The sequence below is a fragment of the Paraburkholderia aspalathi genome (genome assembly GCF_905220735.1).
Taxonomy (GTDB): Bacteria; Pseudomonadota; Gammaproteobacteria; order Burkholderiales; family Burkholderiaceae; genus Paraburkholderia; species Paraburkholderia aspalathi.
In genome coordinates, this window is sequence record NZ_CAJNBA010000001.1 from 657,906 (window position 1) to 674,841 (window position 16,936).

Consider the following 16,936-nt stretch of genomic DNA (forward strand, 5'->3'; position numbering starts at 1 on the left):
TTTGCGGCAAACGGTGTCAGCGATTGACGGATTTGGCTGGCACGAGGAACACAAGCGCGGCACCGATGACGATTGCCACAGAGATAAAGATGAGCCCAGCCGTCGATTTACCGGTCAGGTCGTTCAACCAGCCCACGATGGCCGGCGAGAAGAAGCCTGCGAGATTGGCGAAACAGTTCACCGCGGCGATACCCGCCGCGGCAGACATGCCGCCGAGAAGCGCGGTCGGCAGTGACCAGAACTGCGACGACGAAGCGAGGATGCCGGCGGCCGCCACGCTGACACACACCAGCGACGCGCCGACTCCGCCCAGCATCGGAAGCGTTGCGAAGCCTGCCGCCGAGACGAGCATCGGGATCGCAAGATGCAGACGACGTTCGCGGTGGCGGTCAGCGCTTGCGCCCACCAGCGGCAGCGCAATGATGGCGCACAGGTACGGTACGGCCGTAAAGATGCCCACCCACAGCGGGTCGGCCACGCCGGATTTGCGGATGATCGTCGGCAGCCAGAACGTCAGCCCATACTGACCGAGCACGACGCAGAAGTAGATGGCAGCCATCAACCACAGACGACGATCGCCGATGAAAGACCTGATCGACACATGGGCGATCTTGTGGGCGTTGTCGTTCGCCACGTTTCGTGCGAGGAGCGCCTTCTCCGGATCAGTGAGCCATTTGGCGGCAGCGATACCGTTGTCGAGGTAGAGCAGGATGGCGACGCCAAGGAGCAGCGACGGCAGCGCTTCGAGGATGAACAGCCACTTCCAGCCAGCGAGACCGTGTACGCCCTGGAACGCATGCAGGATGTAACCGGACAGCGGCCCACCGACAATGCCGGCAAGTGGAATCGCCATGAAGAAGAGGGACAGCGCCTTGGCGCGCCGCGCCGAAGGAAACCAGTAAGTCAGATACAGGATGACGCCTGGCGCGAACCCTGCCTCGGCCACGCCCAATAGAAAGCGGAGAACATAGAAGGTAGTGGGCGATTTGACGAAGACGAAGCAGGCTGAGATCACCGCCCACGTCAGCATGATGCGAGCGAGCCAGTTTCGTGCGCCCACTTTGTGCAACATGAGATTACTCGGTACCTCGAAGAGAAAATAACCGAGGAAGAAAATGCCGGCGCCGAAGCCATACACGGTTTCGCTGAATCGCAGGTCGTTGAGCATCTGTAGTTTTGCGAAGCCCACGTTGACCCGATCGAGATAAGCGCCCAGATAGCACAGCATCAGGAACGGTATCAAGCGCCGTCCCACCTTCGCATACGTTTTTGATTCGAAGCTCGCCGGATCGGCGAGCGATGTGACATCGCCCGTCATAGACGGCGCAGTGGCCTTCGTTTTCATGGTTGTCTCCTACCATATCGCCCCGGGTTTTACCGCCGGGTGCATTGACCCATCCGCCGCAATCGCGACGGATGTCGTACTTAGTGGATCAACATGCCGCCGTTGACGTCGAGCGTGATGCCGGTGAGATAGGCCGACAGGTCGCTCGAGAGGAACAGACAGGCGTTCGCGACGTCGGCCGCATCGCCGAGTCGACCGAGCGGGATGCCCTTGATGATGTCGGCGCGCATTTCCGTCGTGAGCTTGTCGCCGGTAATATCGGTCTGGATCAGGCCCGGTGTGATCGAGTTGACGCGGATGTTGTCCGCCCCGAGTTCACGCGCCATCGCACGAGCGAGACCGAGTACGCCCGCTTTTGCAGCGCTGTAGTGAGGACCGCCGAAGATGCCGCCGCCGCGTTGCGCGGAAACGGATGACATGCAGACGATGCTGCCGCTCTTTTGCTCTCTCATTTGCGGAATGACCGCCTGCGACATGTAGAGCGTACCGCGCAGGTTCACGTCGATGACCGCATCGAAGTTGTCGGCTCCGATGTCCATCGTCTTCAACGGCTGGGTGATACCCGCGTTGTTGATCAATCCGTCGACACGACCGTACTTCTCGATGACCGCTTTGGCGGCAGCCATGCATGCGGCCTTGTCGGTCACATCGCAGGCGAGGCCGAAATGTTCTTCGCCGAGGTCACGCGCGGCACTCTCTGCGTCTTCCTTGCGAAGGTCCAGAATCACCACTCGCGCGCCTTGCGCAGCAAGCGCTTTTGCGGTTGCCTTGCCGATGCCACGCGGCGAGGCTGCGCCGGTTACGATTACCACTTTGCTGTCGAGCAACATGTTTGTCTCCATCGATCACGTTAGTTGGTAGACGCAGTTTCAGCGCTTCAACCATCTCGATCAATGCAGTTCGGCTCAACTATTGCTGAAGAATTTTCAGGTGTCGCGGCTGATCTCTTGCTCGACCCAGGCCAAAAACTTGGCCACGCGCGGCAATTCCGCGTTCTGGGAAGGGTAAACGAGGTGATGAGCTCCGACCTCCACCGCATACGTGCGATCGAAGACCGGTACGAGCGAACCTCGTTTTAGATGGACCGATGCGAGCATTGTGCTTTCGAGCGCGATGCCGTGTCCCAATGCCGCCGCCTCGAGCGACATGTACGAGCGGTCGAACGCGAAATCGTACGCCTTGCGCGACACTGCGACGCCGAACTTGCCGAACCATTGCTTCCACTGCACGAGAGGCGTTTCGGAGAAGATCAGGCGCCGCTCGAGCAGATCCTCGGGGGTACGCACCGGGTGTCTTTGCAGGTATTCCTCCGAAGCAAGAGGCGCGATGAACTCGTTGCGTAGCGTTTTGATCTCGCCATCGGTCCAATGGGCGTAGCCATGCCGTATGTCGACGTCATAGAAGCCGGAGGTGAACGACACATCCTCGTACGAGCACGCGAGATTCAACTGAATGTCACCGTTCGCTTCCTGGAACAAAGCCAGCCTCGGCAGCAGCCACATCAACCCAAAGCTGGGACTCGAGTGAATGCGAAGAATCTCAACGCCCGACTTGCTCGATGCTCGCTCCGTCGCCCGGCTCAGGTCGGCGAGTGATCCGGTGACATCCGCCAGATATTGCTGCCCCGTTGGCGTCAACACGAGTCCCCGTCCCACTCTTGTGAACAAGGGTCTTCCCACCATGGATTCGAGGTTGGCAATTTGGTGGCTGACCGCCGATGGCGTTAACCCTAATTCGTCAGCCGCCCGATTGACGCTCTTTGTCCGGGCGACACTCTCGAACGCGACGATGGCTTTAAGTGGAGGGATGCGCATTGTTCCTGGGTGCAGAAGTGACGAGCCGTCCTGGATCAGGGTGTTCTGCTTCGCTACTGTCAGCGAGGTGGTTCCAGAAATGTCGCGTATCCGGGAGGTAAAGGCAAGCCGGGGTTCGGCCGATACGCAGTCAGCTCACAGGGGCGCGAGACGGTGTGCGAATGCGAGGGCGAGCCCGATTACCGAACGCCTCCGGTGGTCGGGAAGTGGCAGACAAGTGTCCGTTGGCGAAGCGCCACAAAACGAATCGGTGCGTACTCTCATTCCTTTACAGAAGTGACTTCAACTTGAAGTTCAAATCGGAGAGCGTTTCGGGTGCCGGTGTTGCGCCTCGATCGACCAGCATGCGTGCGAGTTTCATCTCTTTCACAAAACCGCTTACGGGCCCGAAACCACTCGCTCCAACGAGCCGACCGTTAGCATCCAGATTGAAGTGAATCTCCGCCGCACCGGGAAGTGCCCTGGTCACGCATTGCTCTCCAAGCACCGGCTCGCCAGCCACCTGTAGTTGATGATCGTATTGGTCGGACCAGAACCACGGAAGGTTCTGATACTTTTCCTGGGCGCCCAACATGTTGCGAGCTGCAATACGCGCTTGCGTCTCCGCGTTGTGCCATGTTTCTTGCCGGATCAGTTGACCTGAGAGGCGGCTAGGAAAGATGGCGACGTCACCCGCCGCGTAGATCCCAGGCGCCGACGTCTCGAGCTCAGCATTGACGACTACACCACGTTGCACCTTAAGTCCGGCCTCTCGCGCCAACTCGTCCGCCGGATCAATCCCGATGCCGATGATGACTGTGTCTGCTATCAACACGTCGTCATTTGCGAGCGTAACAGCCAACGCTCCCTCAGGGGTATGCTCGATCGCCGTCGGTGCCGTGTTGACGCGAACCTCGACCCCCTTGCTCTCATGCAATGCGTGCACCCGCGCGGCAATGGTTGCAGGCACTGCACGTCCAAGCAAACGCGGCGCGCCTTCTAGCACGCAAACATGGCAGCCACGCTGACGCGCCGAAGCCGCGACTTCGAGGCCGATAAATCCGCCGCCAATTATCACTACGCGAGCATCATGCACCAGCCTTAGTGCGATCGCCGCCGCATCGTCGAGTGTGCGCAGGGTCGATACCCCGTCGAGTTCGGCACCCGGAATCGCGAGACGCCGGACGTGACCTCCGGTGGCAAGCAGCAACGCCTCGTAGGGAATGGTCCTGCCATCCACAAGCTGAATTTCGCGGGTATCCGGCGCGATTGCTTTCACCGTGGCGACGATGTGTTCGACGTTGTCCTGCTGCCATGCGTCGCGTGTTCGGAGCTGACATTGCGCCGCTTCCCGCTCGCCCGTCAGCAATCCCTTCGAGAGGGGCGGCCGCTCGTACGGCAAGTGTGACTCGGCGCCGATTAGCGCGATGACACCCCGCCAGCCGGATTCTCGCAGCGCCTGGGCAGCGCGGCCACCGACGTGACCCGCGCCGACGATTGCCATGACACGATCGGTTGTCATCGCGTCAGACCTCGATCAGGATGCGGCCGGCTTCGATCTTCGCCGGGTAGGTCTTGAGCTTTTCGCACACGGGTGCGCAAAGCGGGCGGCCATCGCGGATGTCAAAGCGGCCATTGTGCTTCGGACATTCGATCACATGGTCCATCACGAGCCCATCGCTCAGGTGCACATGTTCATGCGTGCACAATCCGTCGCTCGCATAGACGTTATCGTTGACGCGATAAATTGCGTAGGTATGTCCCGCGTGATCGAAACGCATCACGTCTTCGTCTTCGATATCGCCCAGCGCGGCAGCTTCGACCCATTGTGACATGGCGGTTGTCTCCAGGTTTTGTATTGATTTCTCTCAGGCCCGCTTGACGGCTGGAACCGGACGCACGATGTGATACGACGGATCGCGGGTCTGTCGTACGAGTGCCGGAATGATCTCAGCGTAGGCGGCAAGACTGCTGCGATATGGCGGCGGCATGTCACTCTTTACCGTATCGTGTAGCTGCGGTAATGCATGGAACGGAACCATCGGGAACATGTGATGCTCGGCGTGGTAATTCATGTTCCAGTACAGGAACCGGAAAAACGAATTCATCAAAACGGTGCGGCAGTTCTGACGGTGGTCCAGCACATTTTCCGGCATCCCCGCATGCTGGGTAAGACCAAAGTACAGGTAGAGCCAGCCCCCGTACAGGCTCGGAAGTCCGATATAGAGGAGCGGCAGGATTGTGCGGAAATAGACACTTGCACCAATCACTACGACGTAAATGGCCAGAGAGATTCGGGCCTCGCGGAACACTTTCGGCCATTCCGACGCCGGCACGAAAGTCCGGTCTTCCTCATTAATCCGGCCAAACGCCGCGGCAATCATCTTTGGCAGTTCATTCCAGACGTGTTTTAGCGCGAAGATACTCAGTGCCAGGCCCAGCCAATCGGTTGGCCGGGGCGCTGCGATCTCGGGATCACGTCCGACCACGAGGGTGTCCGTGTGATGACGGGCGTGACTCCAACGCCATACCGTCGCACGACGGAACACCTGAAACGACGCCGCCTGATACAGCACGTTATTCATCCACCGCGTCTTGAATGCCGTTCCATGCCCGGCTTCATGCCAACGCGAATCGGCCGGGCTGCAGTAGAGCGTGCCATAGAGAAAAAAGGCTGGAATCGCCCACAGCGAGTGAACGTGCCACGCGAACCCGGCAAGCACGCCGCTGGCGATTATGGCCGCGTACCAGATGAGCGTGTCGCGAATCGCACGGGCATCACTGCGCTGCATCAACTGCTTCATCACCGGGCGGGGTACCGAACATTTGTACCACTCCGCATTGACTAGACCGGCAGCCTGCGCGCGCTCACCCGCTCCGCCGACAAGCCGATACTCCTCGTGTCGTGCGGACGAGGAAGCTTTGCGCGCACGGTCGGTCATGTTTGCCAAGTCTGTCTCCGTTATGTCCTTCTCTGCATGATGCAGAGAGTCTATGAATCAAAAATAAGCCCTATTCGTGCATCGCTCAACGGAAAGGTTGACGATTTATCGTCAACCTTCTAGCGTAGGAAAATGGCGATGAAAATAATGAACAGCACAAGGAGACAAGCGTGGCAAATAGCGCAGCCCCCCCTCGGCGTAAGCGCTCTGCGCGGTTCATCGAGATCGCACAACTTGCCGGCGTCAGTCCGTCCACCGTTGACCGTGTCCTGAACGAGCGCGGCAGCGTATCGGATGCAGCACGCAAGCGCGTCGTGGCGGCCGCTCGGGAGTTGGCCGTGCCGCGCCTGTTGCCTGAGACCCGTCACGGACTTATCCATGTCGACGTGCTGCTGCCCGACAGCGAGGCGCCGTTCTTCAACCGTCTGAATCAGGCGCTGCAACGCGCCATGCAGATGCTGGATCGCCGCGTTGTCGTGCATCGCATGGTACTTTCGGCCGCCGACGACGACGTGATCACGAAGGCGATCGGCCCGTCCCGTCGTCAACGCGCGGCGCTCATCATCACGACACACGATACGACGCCGGTGCGCGATGCACTCAGATCGGCGATCGCGCGCGGGGAACAGGTGGTCACCATGGTCACGGACATTCCCGATACCGGAAGACTTCACTACGCCGGCATCGACAACGTGTGCGCGGGCCGCACCGCCGGCTATTACATCGGTCGGCTGGTGAGGCAACCGGGCCGGGTGTTGCTGCTGTGCGGCCGTATGGACTACCGGGCGCATCTCGATCGCATTGGCGGCTGCCGTGCACAGATCGACGAAGCGTTTGCCCATCTGACATGTGAACCCGAGCCGATCGAGACGCAAGACGATGACGACCGCTGCTATTACGCGGTGGCTAAAGCGCTCGAACAAGGCGGTCTCAGCGCGATCTACAACAGCGGCTACGGCTCGGCGGGTATCGAAGCGGCATTGCGCAAGTTCGGCGCGGCAAATGAGGTGGTGTGGGTCGGTCATGAAATGCTCGATCTGCATCGCGACTTCATCAAGGCGGGCAGCATGGATATCGCGATTGACCAGGATCCGGACGGACAGGTCATCGCGGCATTGCAGCATGCCCTCCATGCGTGCGGTATCGTCGATACGGCACCCCGGGCCGAACCAGTCGAGTTTCGCGTGTTCTGCTCCGCCAACGTCAGACACAATCCTTACCTCAGCGAATGAACAATGAAGCGGGGCGCCATTTCGAGAGTGACCGCCTTCGCCTAGTAAAGAACGACTGAGCGGATCGATTCACCCTTCTTCATCAGGTCGAAGCCTTCGTTGATGCGCTCGAGCGGCAGATGGTGCGTGATCAGGTCGTCGATATTGATCTTGCCTTCCATGTACCAGTCGACGATCTTCGGCACATCCGTGCGGCCGCGCGCGCCGCCGAATGCCGAACCCTTCCACTCGCGGCCCGTCACCAACTGGAACGGACGCGTGCTGATCTCTTCGCCCGCCGCCGCCACGCCGATGATGAACGACTGACCCCAGCCCTTGTGCGTGCATTCCAGCGCATGACGCATCACCTTGGTGTTGCCGATGCATTCGAACGAATAGTCCGCGCCGCCGTCGGTGAGTTGCACGATATGGTCGACCACGTTCTCGACTTCATTCGGGTTGATGAAGTGGGTCATGCCGAATTTCTTTGCGAGTTCAATGCGGCCGGGGTTGATATCGACGCCGATGATCTTGTCCGCGCCGACCATCTTCGCGCCTTGAATCACATTCAGACCGATGCCGCCGAGACCAAACACCACGACGTTCGCACCCGCTTCGACCTTCGCCGAATACACAACAGCGCCGACGCCCGTCGTCACACCGCAGCCGATGTAGCAGATCTTGTCGAACGGCGCGTCTTCACGCACCTTCGCGACCGCGATTTCCGGCACGACGATGTAGTTCGAGAAGGTCGATGTGCCCATGTAGTGAAACAGCGGCTTGCCATCCAGCGAGAAACGCGACGTGGCATCGGGCATCAGGCCCTTGCCTTGCGTCGAACGGATCGCCTGGCAAAGATTGGTCTTGCGCGACAGACAGAATTTGCACTGACGGCATTCAGGCGTGTACAGCGGAATGACGTGGTCGCCCTTCTTCAACGTGCCGACACCCGGGCCCACATCGACGATCACGCCCGCGCCTTCGTGACCGAGAATCGCCGGGAAGATGCCTTCAGGATCGGCGCCCGAGAGCGTGTAGTAGTCGGTGTGGCAGATACCCGTCGCTTTCACTTCAATCAGGACTTCACCGGCGCGCGGACCTTCCAGATCCACTTCTTCGATCGTCAACGGGGCGCCGGCTTTCCATGCGATTGCTGCTTTGGTTTTCATCCTGCCGTCCTCTAGTGATGCAGTTGTTATTCGGGGATTGCGCTACCCGTGAGCGTTGCAGCGAGCTGCAATTCTTCCCATACCTCGCGTATCCAGTCGCGCAGCAGCAGTGACTCTGCCCACCGGTCGGTCGTGTCGTTGCCATCGCGTCCGATAATCGCGTACGGTTTGGGACCGAGCTCACAGGTGAACGCCAGCGTGTCGTCAGGACCCGCTCGCCGGCGCCACGACGCAAAGCCATAGCGCCACCAGTCGAGAAACAGGTCGATCCACATCCGATGCGGTTCGAACGACAGCTCGATCTGCACCTGCTCACGGCTCGCGACGCGTCCGTGAAATGCCCATGAGTGGTCGAGGATGCGGTGCATCAGCGCGTGGTTTTCGTCGGACACGGGCCATGCAAATTCACGCCCCACGAGGTAATGCGAAATGTCACCCAGCAACTTAAGATCGGGCCGCGCGTCGAGCAGATCGAGCGTGAAATGCAAGTCCGTGGTCATCCGGTCGCGGTGCGTTTCAATGTAGACCGGGAAGTTGACCTGTTCCGCCAGCCGCTGCCACCCATCGAGCAGCGTCACGCATTCTGCGACTGTGCGAGGACGCACGTCGGGCTGCAGATCAATGTGGTGAACCCCAAACTCGGCGGCATTTTCGAGCACGGGCTGCAAGTCGTCCACCGTCCGTGGAAAGCACTGGCCTTCTGCGTGCAGTCCATGCGGCCCGCGCAACTGCGCCAGCCGCTGAACAGACGCCCGGTCGGTATAGTGCGCACTCACGCCGTCGAAGCCCGCAGCGGCAATCATCCGCACGTTCTCTTCAAGCGTGCGTTCGTAGCCGTCGGTATGGCGACGCTCCATCGCCCACACTGACTGAAACACCAGCAGGCGTTGACTCATTGGACCTCCTCGGCAAGCAACTGGGCTTAACGGTAGCTGCCAGCCAGCGCCGACACCTTCTCAATGTTCTGCGGCGTAATGAAGCCCGGTCCCGAGCTGATATTGCGCGCCTCGTAGACCGGCTTGAGTCCATAGGACTCCAGGCGCTTCATGAACTTCGGATCCTTTTCGAGCTCCGTACGGGCGGCTACGACATTCGTGTTGTGATTCTTGTGCATGATCGCCAGCATTGCGATGGGAATGTAGCCCTGCAGATAGGGTTGCTGATCGGTGCAGAACTTGATGGTGCCGTCCTTGATCGCCTTGGCAACGTCAGGATCAATGTCGAACGTCGCAAACCAGATCTTGCCGGCGAGCCCCATTTTGGTCACGGCGCGAATGGTGGGGTCGGCGGACGTCGGTCCCAGCGTCAACACGGCCTGCGTATCCGGGTGAGCACGCAAATAGGCACTCACTTTGGCTTCGATACCGGTTGGATCGGTGCCGACATCAAGCGAAGATGCCTTCGTGTCCGCACCGATGGCTTCTCCGAATCCGCGGCAGCGCTCGAACGAGAGCGGATTAGTCGCATAGTGGTTCACACACAGAAACGTCTTGATGCCGGCCGCCTTCGCACGCAGCCCCGCTTCCTTGCCTGCCAGGTATTCCGGCTGACCCACATGCATGATGGCGCCGAGATCGGCACTCTGCTGCTCCGTACCGGTATTGGAGGTAATGAACGGGATATTCTTCGCCTTCAGCTTCGTGACGGCTCCTTTGAGAAGGTCGTAGTCGGCAATCGTCAACACCACGCCATCGTAGTTGCGCGCGGCCGCCTGGTTGACCAGTTGCACCATGTCGGCGATGTCCCCGTTTGGCGGATTCCGGTAGTCGGTCTGTACGTTGAAATCCTGATCGGCCTGTCTGATGCCATTCTTGACCGTGTTCCACCACGCATCCGAATCCGGCGCGTGCGTGATGAAATCAAAATGAGCGACGGGGTCCGCGAAAGCACCGGTACATAGTCCCAGGCTCAACACTGTGGCGGTCAGACAAAGCGCCTTCCCTATGGTGGATTGCATAGCTGTCTCCGTATATACCGTTCTGTTGGCCAGTATGACGATACGGGCCAGGGGGAGCCGCGCCTCTCAACCGAGGCGCGGCGGTCAATCGCCTGCCAACCCGATGAAAACCTTGTTGTCCTCGATCTTCACTGGATGAGTAAGCAGATTCACGCAGACGGGCGCGCCTTTTGCCGCGCCCGACGGAATGTGAAAACGGCCCATGTGCATCGGACATTCGATGATCTCGCCGAACACGAGACCTTCGGTGAGGCGCGCCGTCTCGTGGGTACAAAGACCGGCGGTTGCGTAAAAGCCGCTCGGCGTGTGATAGATCGCATACAGCTTGTCGTCATGACGAAACTCGATGACGTCCTCTTCGTCGATGTCATCGCACGTGCAGACCTGATGCCATTGCAGGATATTCATTGCATCTGTTCCCGGTTAGCGTACCTGGGCCGCAAGCGGCGCGGCGGTGTCGTGTTCTGCCGCGACGTATGGCGACTTGCCCGGTACGCACGGCGTAATCATGTAGTCCGGATCGTGTCGTTGCATCCGGAAGACGTGGAAGATTTCTCCCCAAGCGTTGAAGAGTCCTTCGTATGCCGGCGGCAGATCGGCCTCGATCGCTTTGCGCAGTTTCGGCAGCGCGTGGAAAGGCACGTTGGGGAACATGTGATGCTCGACGTGGTAGTTCATGTTCCAGTAGAGGAACTGCAGAGCGCGATTGAGTTTGATCGTTCGTGTCGAGAAGCGGTGGTCGAGTTCGTTCTCACGTAATCCCGTGTGCTGCGTAATGGCCAGCAGTTCGTGCAGCCAGGCGCCATAGGAGCGAGGCAGCAGCAGGAAAATGACCGGCAACCAGCTGTGGGCCACGATCGCCCACGCGGCGACGGCAATGTACAGCGCCAGAATCACACGCGAATTGCGGAACATTGCACGAAATTCGGTGGGCGGAACAACGGCCCTGGCGCTCTTCGATACGATGCCGAAGCTATGCAGGACGATGTTGCCCAGGTGATGAATGCCGTGCGAAACACGCAGAAAATCTGTGGCGAGCTTCAGGTAATTCGGTGGCCGCTTGACCGCAATTTCAACGTCGGTGGGGAGCGTTGCGGTGAGATGCGTGTAAGTGTGATGTTGCGCATGCGACCAGCGGCTATAAATCTGCTCACGCCAAGTCATGAAGCAGATCAGCCAATGCACCGACTCGTTCAGCCATTCGCTTTTGAATGGCGTGCGATGGCGCAGTTCGTGTTCCATCGCCTCGGCGAATGCATACAGCGTGCCGTAGAGAAGAAACGCCGGTATGCACCAGAGCGAACCGAGCGAGAACCATGCGAGCGCGCCGCTTGCCACCACCAGCCCAATGAATCCGCTAAAACGAAGCAGCGCGGCGGAGTCGTTGCGCCGTGTGACGTCCTTGAGCACCTTTCTGTCGAGCCGGCATTTATACCAGTCGTCCATGGTGATCGTTTTCCTGCTGTCTTGCTGGTCGGACATGAGTCGCACCCTGTACGAGAAATCGGTTTGACGATGAGATGTGAGATGAAGCATTGATCACAATTGAGCTCATTTAAGGCTCTTTATGAGCCATCGTCAAAGACTAATATGCCTCATATTGAGCTATTTAGGGTATTCCATGGTCCCCGCCCTGCCGACTGTATTCGCCTGGCTGCCTGATTGCGTAGCATTGACTCACGTCATGTCTCATGAAGACTCATTTTTTGAGGCAAAATGCCAGCCATGCGCTGGTTCCGCGCTTCGACCCATGGGAATGCACGATGAAAGGCAAGCCGACCCTCAAACAACTGATGGAGATGACGCAGCTCAGCCGGGCGACGATCGATCGCGCGCTGAACAACCGACCGGGGGTGCACCCACGTACGCGCAGCGCTGTCGACGCCGCGCTGCGGCAACTGGATGCTGGATCCCCGGCACATTTGGCGATTCCTGTCGCGCAGCGGAATTACGCCTTCAGATTGCTCGCGCAGGCCGGGGACGCTTTCACAGAGGAACTGATGCGATGCGCGGCCGAACTCGAAGATGACTTCGCCGCGGCAGGAGCGCGGCTTGAGGTCGTGAACTGCGTGGGTGTTTCCGATAACGACGTGGCAGCGCAAGTGAGCGTCGCGGCTGATGAGGCGGACGGTATTGCAATCATCTGCACGAACACGGCGGCCACAACCGCAGCCCTGCGCAAATGTATGGCCGCTGGCAAGTCGGTCGTGACGCTTGTTACGGATGTCGATGCCGATGCCCGTCACACCTACGTAGGTGTCAATAACCGCGCTGCAGGGCAATCCGCGGCGTTTCTCATCGGCCGGCATTTGCAGGCGCACCCATCGCCCGACGTCGCCGTGGTCGTCGCAACGTTTTCCTATACCTGCCACGAGGACCGCGAGATCGGTTTCCGTTCTCTGATCAGGCAGCGGTTCCCGAACGTGAACCTCGTGGAGGTCATCAAGGGCGCTGATTCGGGCGCTGCGACCTATGAGGCAACCCGGCGCTTTCTGGACGAGCACGGCAAGCTCGATGGCATCTACAACGTCGCGGGTGGCAACGAAGGGCTGGCGGCCGCGCTGCGGGAATACAGCCTGGCGGGCCAGACGGTCTACGTGACTCACGAAGTTAACCGCATCACGGAGCCGCTCTTGCGGGCCGACGCGATTGACTATTTGCTGACCCAGGACCTTCGACTCATGCTGCGAACAGCTGTCGAGCACTTGATAAGTGCTTGTGAAGCCCGACCGGTTCCCGCCCAAGCGATCATCCCGATAGAGACGTATTCGCGTTACTCGTTGTACTAATTTATATCAACGGAAAGTATGTTTTTGGGCTTCTATCTCATACCTCCGGGCGGGACGTGACACAGAGTCCATGAGGGCATCGTTACGGAAGCGCGTCAAGCCGTTGAAGCCCGACGACTCCTGACAGTCAGTGAGCGGACGTTCGAACGAATTTTCCGAATGTCAGTATCTGGCCGGCTACCGTCTCACGCTTCCGGGCGAGCCCGACCGACAGGTCGCAGTCTGCCGTCCTGGCAACGGACAGTCGCACGGGCGATCGCATAGAATGAACTAGCCGCTGCAACACACCCGAACGCAATCCCCAGACATACAAATCCAGATGACTCTGGCCTTTGCAATCTGGGACGCCATCTGATTTCATTCGCTATCGTTTCTCTCCAGTCGGGGCACCACGTCCTTATGTCGAGAATGACCACCAATGCGATGAGCCGCCGGCACCTGCTGACGCTGATCGGCAAGAACCTTGGCGCGGCCGCCATGATGCAAGGCATGGGCACGTTGGGGTTTGCCGCTCCCTCGACCTACGCCGGACCGATCAGACTCGATGGCGCACCCAAAGGAACGCGAATTCTCGTGCTCGGCGCGGGCATGGCCGGCCTCGTCGCGGCCTTTGAGTTGAGGAACGCGGGCTACCACGTGCAGGTGCTCGAGTACAACAACCGCGCAGGTGGTCGGGCCTGGACTGTCAGGGGCGGTGATCGTTATACCGAACTCGGCGGTGCCACCCAGAACTGCGAGTTCGCTGACGGGCTTTATCTGAACCCAGGGCCGTGGCGCATTCCATATCACCACCAGGGCGTACTCGACTACGCAAAGCGCCTGAAGGTGCCGCTCGAGCCGTTCATCCAGGTCAATTACAACGCCTATCTGCATTCGACGGAGGCCTTCGACGGCAAGCCGCAACGATTCCGGGCGGTGCAGACCGACTATCAAGGCTATATCGCCGAGCTCCTTTCCAAAGCAATCCGCAAGGACGCACTCGATGATGCGTTGTCAGCCAACGATGCACATCTGCTACTCGAATCCCTGCGCCAATGGGGTGCACTCGGTCGGGATGGGAGCTACGAGGCGGGCCAGCGAAGCAGTGAACGCCGTGGATTCGCGACCGCGGATGGCGGCGGCCTGATGCCCAATGCCGTGCCGTCGAATCTGCTCCCGCGCGACCCTTTGCTTGCATCGCGTTTGTGGCATTGGCTCTCGTCTGGGAACGAGCAGGATTTCCAGAGCAGCATTTTTCAGCCCGTCGGCGGGATGGACAGGATTGCCCACGCGCTTTATTCGCAGGTCGCGAGCGCCGTAGCGTTCAACGCCAGAGTCACAGCCATCTTGCAGGACGAGCAAGGCGTCACAGTGCGCTATACCGATACGACCACCCGAACCGAACGGAGCGCGCACGCGGATTGGCTGGTGTGTACGATCCCGCTCTCGATTCTGAGTCAGATCGACATTGCGGTCGGCCCGGCCATGCGCGCCGCGATCGACGCGGTGCCATACGAGACATCGGTGAAAATCGGCTTGCAATTCGGCCGGCGATTCTGGGAAGAAGACGAGCAGATTTACGGCGGCATTACGTATACGAACCTGCCGATCTCGACGATCGGCTATCCGGCAACAGGTTACGGATCGACCGGTCCCGCGGTGCTGCTGGGCGCCTACATGTGGGGGCCCGCCAGCTATGAGATGGGTGCGCTCCCTCCTGCCGAGCGGATCGCAGTGGCACTGAGCCAGGGTAGCCAGATTCATCCGCAGTACGCGCGCGAGTATCAGAACGGCTTCGCGATGAGCTGGAGCCGATCACCGTTCACGAATGGCTGCTTCGCCGCATGGACGGAGGCGTTGAGAGAAGCGCATTACGCGAATCTCTGCCAGATCGACGGACGGATCGTCCTTGCCGGAGAGCACGCTTCCCATGTCCCGGCATGGCAGGAAGGCGCCGTGCTGTCGTCGCTGGATGCGATCACTCGCTTGCATCGGAGAATCGTCAATGGATAGGCCGACGCTGATCCTCCGCGTGATGCTGATGGCCTGGCTGTCGGGTGCCGCGACGGTGTCGGCTCAGACTGCGGCACAGGACGCCCCACACGCCTTCACGATTTCGCCGGGCTATCGCTTCACCGAAAAAAGCGGCGGAGCGCTCTACAACGCGACCTGCGCGGGATGCCATATGCCCGATGGAAAAGGCGCGCAGGGCGCGGGTCACTACCCAGCGCTTGCTGACAACCCGGCAGTCGGAGCAGCACCCTACGTCATCATCAACGTACTGCGCGGCCGAAAGGCGATGCCATCCTTTGGCGACGAGATGAATGACGATCAGGTCGCCGCTGTCGTCAACTACACGAGAACCCACTTCGGCAATAGATTTGCCGGAGACGTCACGCCGAGCCAGGTCAAAGACCTGCGCTGAGAAGTGTCTGACGAAATGCGCGGAAGCGCACAGAGTGATTTGAATCGGGTCCATACTCTGTTCGGTGCAGCAGACAGATCTCCACCGGACATCCAGCGCCGTATTTCTGCATGTCCTTCAAAAGCCCCAGCTCGACGAGCAATGGGGAATGATCGCGCACAACACCAGGTCGACATCGGGGCCCCCGCACTATTCCGCGGAAAGCAACTTTACGCAATCAGGTGCCACCGATGCGTCTTCGAACCATCAGATATGCCTTGATTCTTGCCTGCGGATGCACGGCTGTCGCGAATGTGCTTGCCGCCGATGCTGCCGGCGTCGTGAAGACTCTTAAGGGTACGGTGCAGATCGAGCGGGCTGGAGGGAATTCGGGTGCGGCCATCGGCAGCGAGGTTTACGGCAGCGATCGCATCGTGACCGGCGCGGAATCTTCCGTCGGTATCACGCTGCGTGACGCCACCCAACTCTCTGCCGGCGCCAATACCATCCTCGAGCTCAACAAATTCGCGTTCAACACCACGACCCATGACGGGGTGCTCGACGCCTCCATCAAACGCGGTTCCTTGGCTGTGATTTCGGGGAAGCTGGCGAAGGCGAATCCGGATGCGGTCCGCTTCAGCACGCCGACTACCACGCTGGGCGTGCGCGGCACCGAATTCATCATCGAAGTTGGCGATAAATAAGGGGGGCGCGTTGAAGGCTGCAATTCGACATTACGGGCTGGCCTTTGCCGCAGCGTGCATCCTGCTGCCGTTCCTCGCCGCGTGCAGCACGCCGGACAAAATTATTCTATTGCCGGATCCCGATGGCAAAGTCGGCGCGGTCATTGTCCACAGCGCCACCGGAGAACAGAAAATAGACAAGGCCTACGCCGAGGCCGACGTCACCAAGGGCGGCGCCATCGAAAAAACGATGGATAGCCAGGCCACCGTGGAGACACGATATGGCGCGCTACTTGCGGCCCGGCCGCCTCGTCCCCAGGCATTCACGATCTTTTTTCTCTTTGATTCCGCTACGGAGTTGGCCCCTGAGTCGACGGCCACGGTTAAACAGCTCAAAGCCGTCCTGGCGACGTGGCCCGCGCCGCAGCTCGTGGTGGTCGGTCATACTGATCTGGCGGGCTCTCAGGAATTCAATGACCAACTTTCCATGCAGCGGGCGAAGACGGTTGCAGCGTTCCTGATCAAGCAAGGCATCCCTGCCCAGCAAATAGAGACCGCGGCCCGGGGCAAGCGCGAGCCACTGGTGCCCACGGCAGATGGTGTTCCCAATCGCATGAACCGGCGCGCAGTCATCACAATCCAATGACCCGCGCCAGTCATCGGC

General features: G+C 59.7%; 17 protein-coding genes. 6 read left to right on the forward strand and 11 right to left on the reverse strand.

Annotation, left to right across the window (positions count from 1 at the left end):
- Positions 1-16: 16 nt before the first annotated feature.
- The 6 genes from KHO30_RS02840 to KHO30_RS02865 all read right to left on the reverse strand — a co-directional run bounded on the left by KHO30_RS02840 (position 17) and on the right by KHO30_RS02865 (position 6,080).
- Positions 17-1,345: an MFS transporter gene (locus KHO30_RS02840; RefSeq protein WP_211699976.1), complete on the reverse strand. Its 1,329-nt coding sequence runs from the start codon at positions 1,343-1,345 to the stop codon at positions 17-19.
- A gap of 80 nt (positions 1,346-1,425) precedes the next feature.
- Positions 1,426-2,175 carry an SDR family NAD(P)-dependent oxidoreductase gene (locus KHO30_RS02845; RefSeq protein ID WP_211699977.1) on the reverse strand — a complete coding sequence of 250 codons (750 nt, stop codon included), beginning with the start codon at positions 2,173-2,175 and terminating at the stop codon, positions 1,426-1,428.
- Between the two features lie 96 nt (positions 2,176-2,271).
- Entirely contained in the window at positions 2,272-3,159 is an 888-nt protein-coding gene (locus tag KHO30_RS02850) for a LysR substrate-binding domain-containing protein (protein ID WP_211699978.1), read from the reverse strand.
- A 268-nt stretch (positions 3,160-3,427) separates the two neighbouring features.
- Positions 3,428-4,660: an NAD(P)/FAD-dependent oxidoreductase gene (locus KHO30_RS02855; RefSeq protein ID WP_211699979.1), complete on the reverse strand. Its 1,233-nt coding sequence runs from the start codon at positions 4,658-4,660 to the stop codon at positions 3,428-3,430.
- 4 nt (positions 4,661-4,664) lie between these two features.
- Positions 4,665-4,973, reverse strand: coding sequence for a non-heme iron oxygenase ferredoxin subunit (locus KHO30_RS02860; protein WP_211699980.1), 309 nt, complete (start codon positions 4,971-4,973; stop codon positions 4,665-4,667).
- Between the two features lie 33 nt (positions 4,974-5,006).
- Entirely contained in the window at positions 5,007-6,080 is a 1,074-nt protein-coding gene (locus KHO30_RS02865) for a fatty acid desaturase family protein (protein WP_211700949.1), read from the reverse strand.
- A 170-nt stretch (positions 6,081-6,250) separates the two neighbouring features.
- Between KHO30_RS02865 and KHO30_RS02870 the strand changes: the two genes are divergently transcribed.
- Positions 6,251-7,312 carry a LacI family DNA-binding transcriptional regulator gene (locus tag KHO30_RS02870; protein WP_211699981.1) on the forward strand — a complete coding sequence of 354 codons (1,062 nt, stop codon included), beginning with the start codon at positions 6,251-6,253 and terminating at the stop codon, positions 7,310-7,312.
- 41 nt (positions 7,313-7,353) lie between these two features.
- On the opposite strand, the gene KHO30_RS02875 is transcribed toward KHO30_RS02870, so the two are convergent.
- The 5 genes from KHO30_RS02875 to KHO30_RS02895 form a co-directional block, all read right to left on the reverse strand.
- Positions 7,354-8,460 carry an S-(hydroxymethyl)glutathione dehydrogenase/class III alcohol dehydrogenase gene (locus KHO30_RS02875; protein ID WP_211699982.1) on the reverse strand — a complete coding sequence of 369 codons (1,107 nt, stop codon included), beginning with the start codon at positions 8,458-8,460 and terminating at the stop codon, positions 7,354-7,356.
- A gap of 26 nt (positions 8,461-8,486) precedes the next feature.
- Positions 8,487-9,356: a sugar phosphate isomerase/epimerase family protein gene (locus tag KHO30_RS02880; RefSeq protein ID WP_211699983.1), complete on the reverse strand. Its 870-nt coding sequence runs from the start codon at positions 9,354-9,356 to the stop codon at positions 8,487-8,489.
- Between the two features lie 26 nt (positions 9,357-9,382).
- On the reverse strand, positions 9,383-10,417 hold the full coding sequence (locus tag KHO30_RS02885) for a sugar ABC transporter substrate-binding protein (RefSeq protein ID WP_211699984.1): 1,035 nt from the start codon (positions 10,415-10,417) through the stop codon (positions 9,383-9,385).
- A gap of 84 nt (positions 10,418-10,501) precedes the next feature.
- Entirely contained in the window at positions 10,502-10,825 is a 324-nt protein-coding gene (locus KHO30_RS02890; RefSeq protein ID WP_211699985.1) for a non-heme iron oxygenase ferredoxin subunit, read from the reverse strand.
- A gap of 15 nt (positions 10,826-10,840) precedes the next feature.
- On the reverse strand, positions 10,841-11,899 hold the full coding sequence (locus KHO30_RS02895) for a fatty acid desaturase (protein WP_211699986.1): 1,059 nt from the start codon (positions 11,897-11,899) through the stop codon (positions 10,841-10,843).
- 209 nt (positions 11,900-12,108) lie between these two features.
- Here KHO30_RS02895 and KHO30_RS02900 point away from each other — a divergent pair, with 209 nt between their 5' ends.
- From KHO30_RS02900 to KHO30_RS02920, 5 genes are all read left to right on the forward strand, one after another.
- Positions 12,109-13,206: a LacI family DNA-binding transcriptional regulator gene (locus KHO30_RS02900; protein ID WP_244863920.1), complete on the forward strand. Its 1,098-nt coding sequence runs from the start codon at positions 12,109-12,111 to the stop codon at positions 13,204-13,206.
- Between the two features lie 399 nt (positions 13,207-13,605).
- Positions 13,606-15,198 (forward strand): flavin monoamine oxidase family protein, encoded by a 1,593-nt coding sequence (locus KHO30_RS02905; protein ID WP_211699987.1) that lies wholly within the window; start codon positions 13,606-13,608, stop codon positions 15,196-15,198.
- On the forward strand, positions 15,191-15,610 hold the full coding sequence (locus tag KHO30_RS02910; protein WP_211699988.1) for a c-type cytochrome: 420 nt from the start codon (positions 15,191-15,193) through the stop codon (positions 15,608-15,610). The genes KHO30_RS02905 and KHO30_RS02910 overlap by 8 nt, the downstream gene beginning before the upstream one ends.
- 293 nt (positions 15,611-15,903) lie before the next feature.
- Positions 15,904-16,293, forward strand: a complete 390-nt coding sequence (locus KHO30_RS02915) for a FecR family protein (RefSeq protein ID WP_244179337.1) — start codon at positions 15,904-15,906, stop codon at positions 16,291-16,293.
- Between the two features lie 10 nt (positions 16,294-16,303).
- Positions 16,304-16,918 carry an OmpA family protein gene (locus tag KHO30_RS02920; RefSeq protein ID WP_244179336.1) on the forward strand — a complete coding sequence of 205 codons (615 nt, stop codon included), beginning with the start codon at positions 16,304-16,306 and terminating at the stop codon, positions 16,916-16,918.
- The last annotated feature ends 18 nt before the right edge of the window (positions 16,919-16,936 follow it).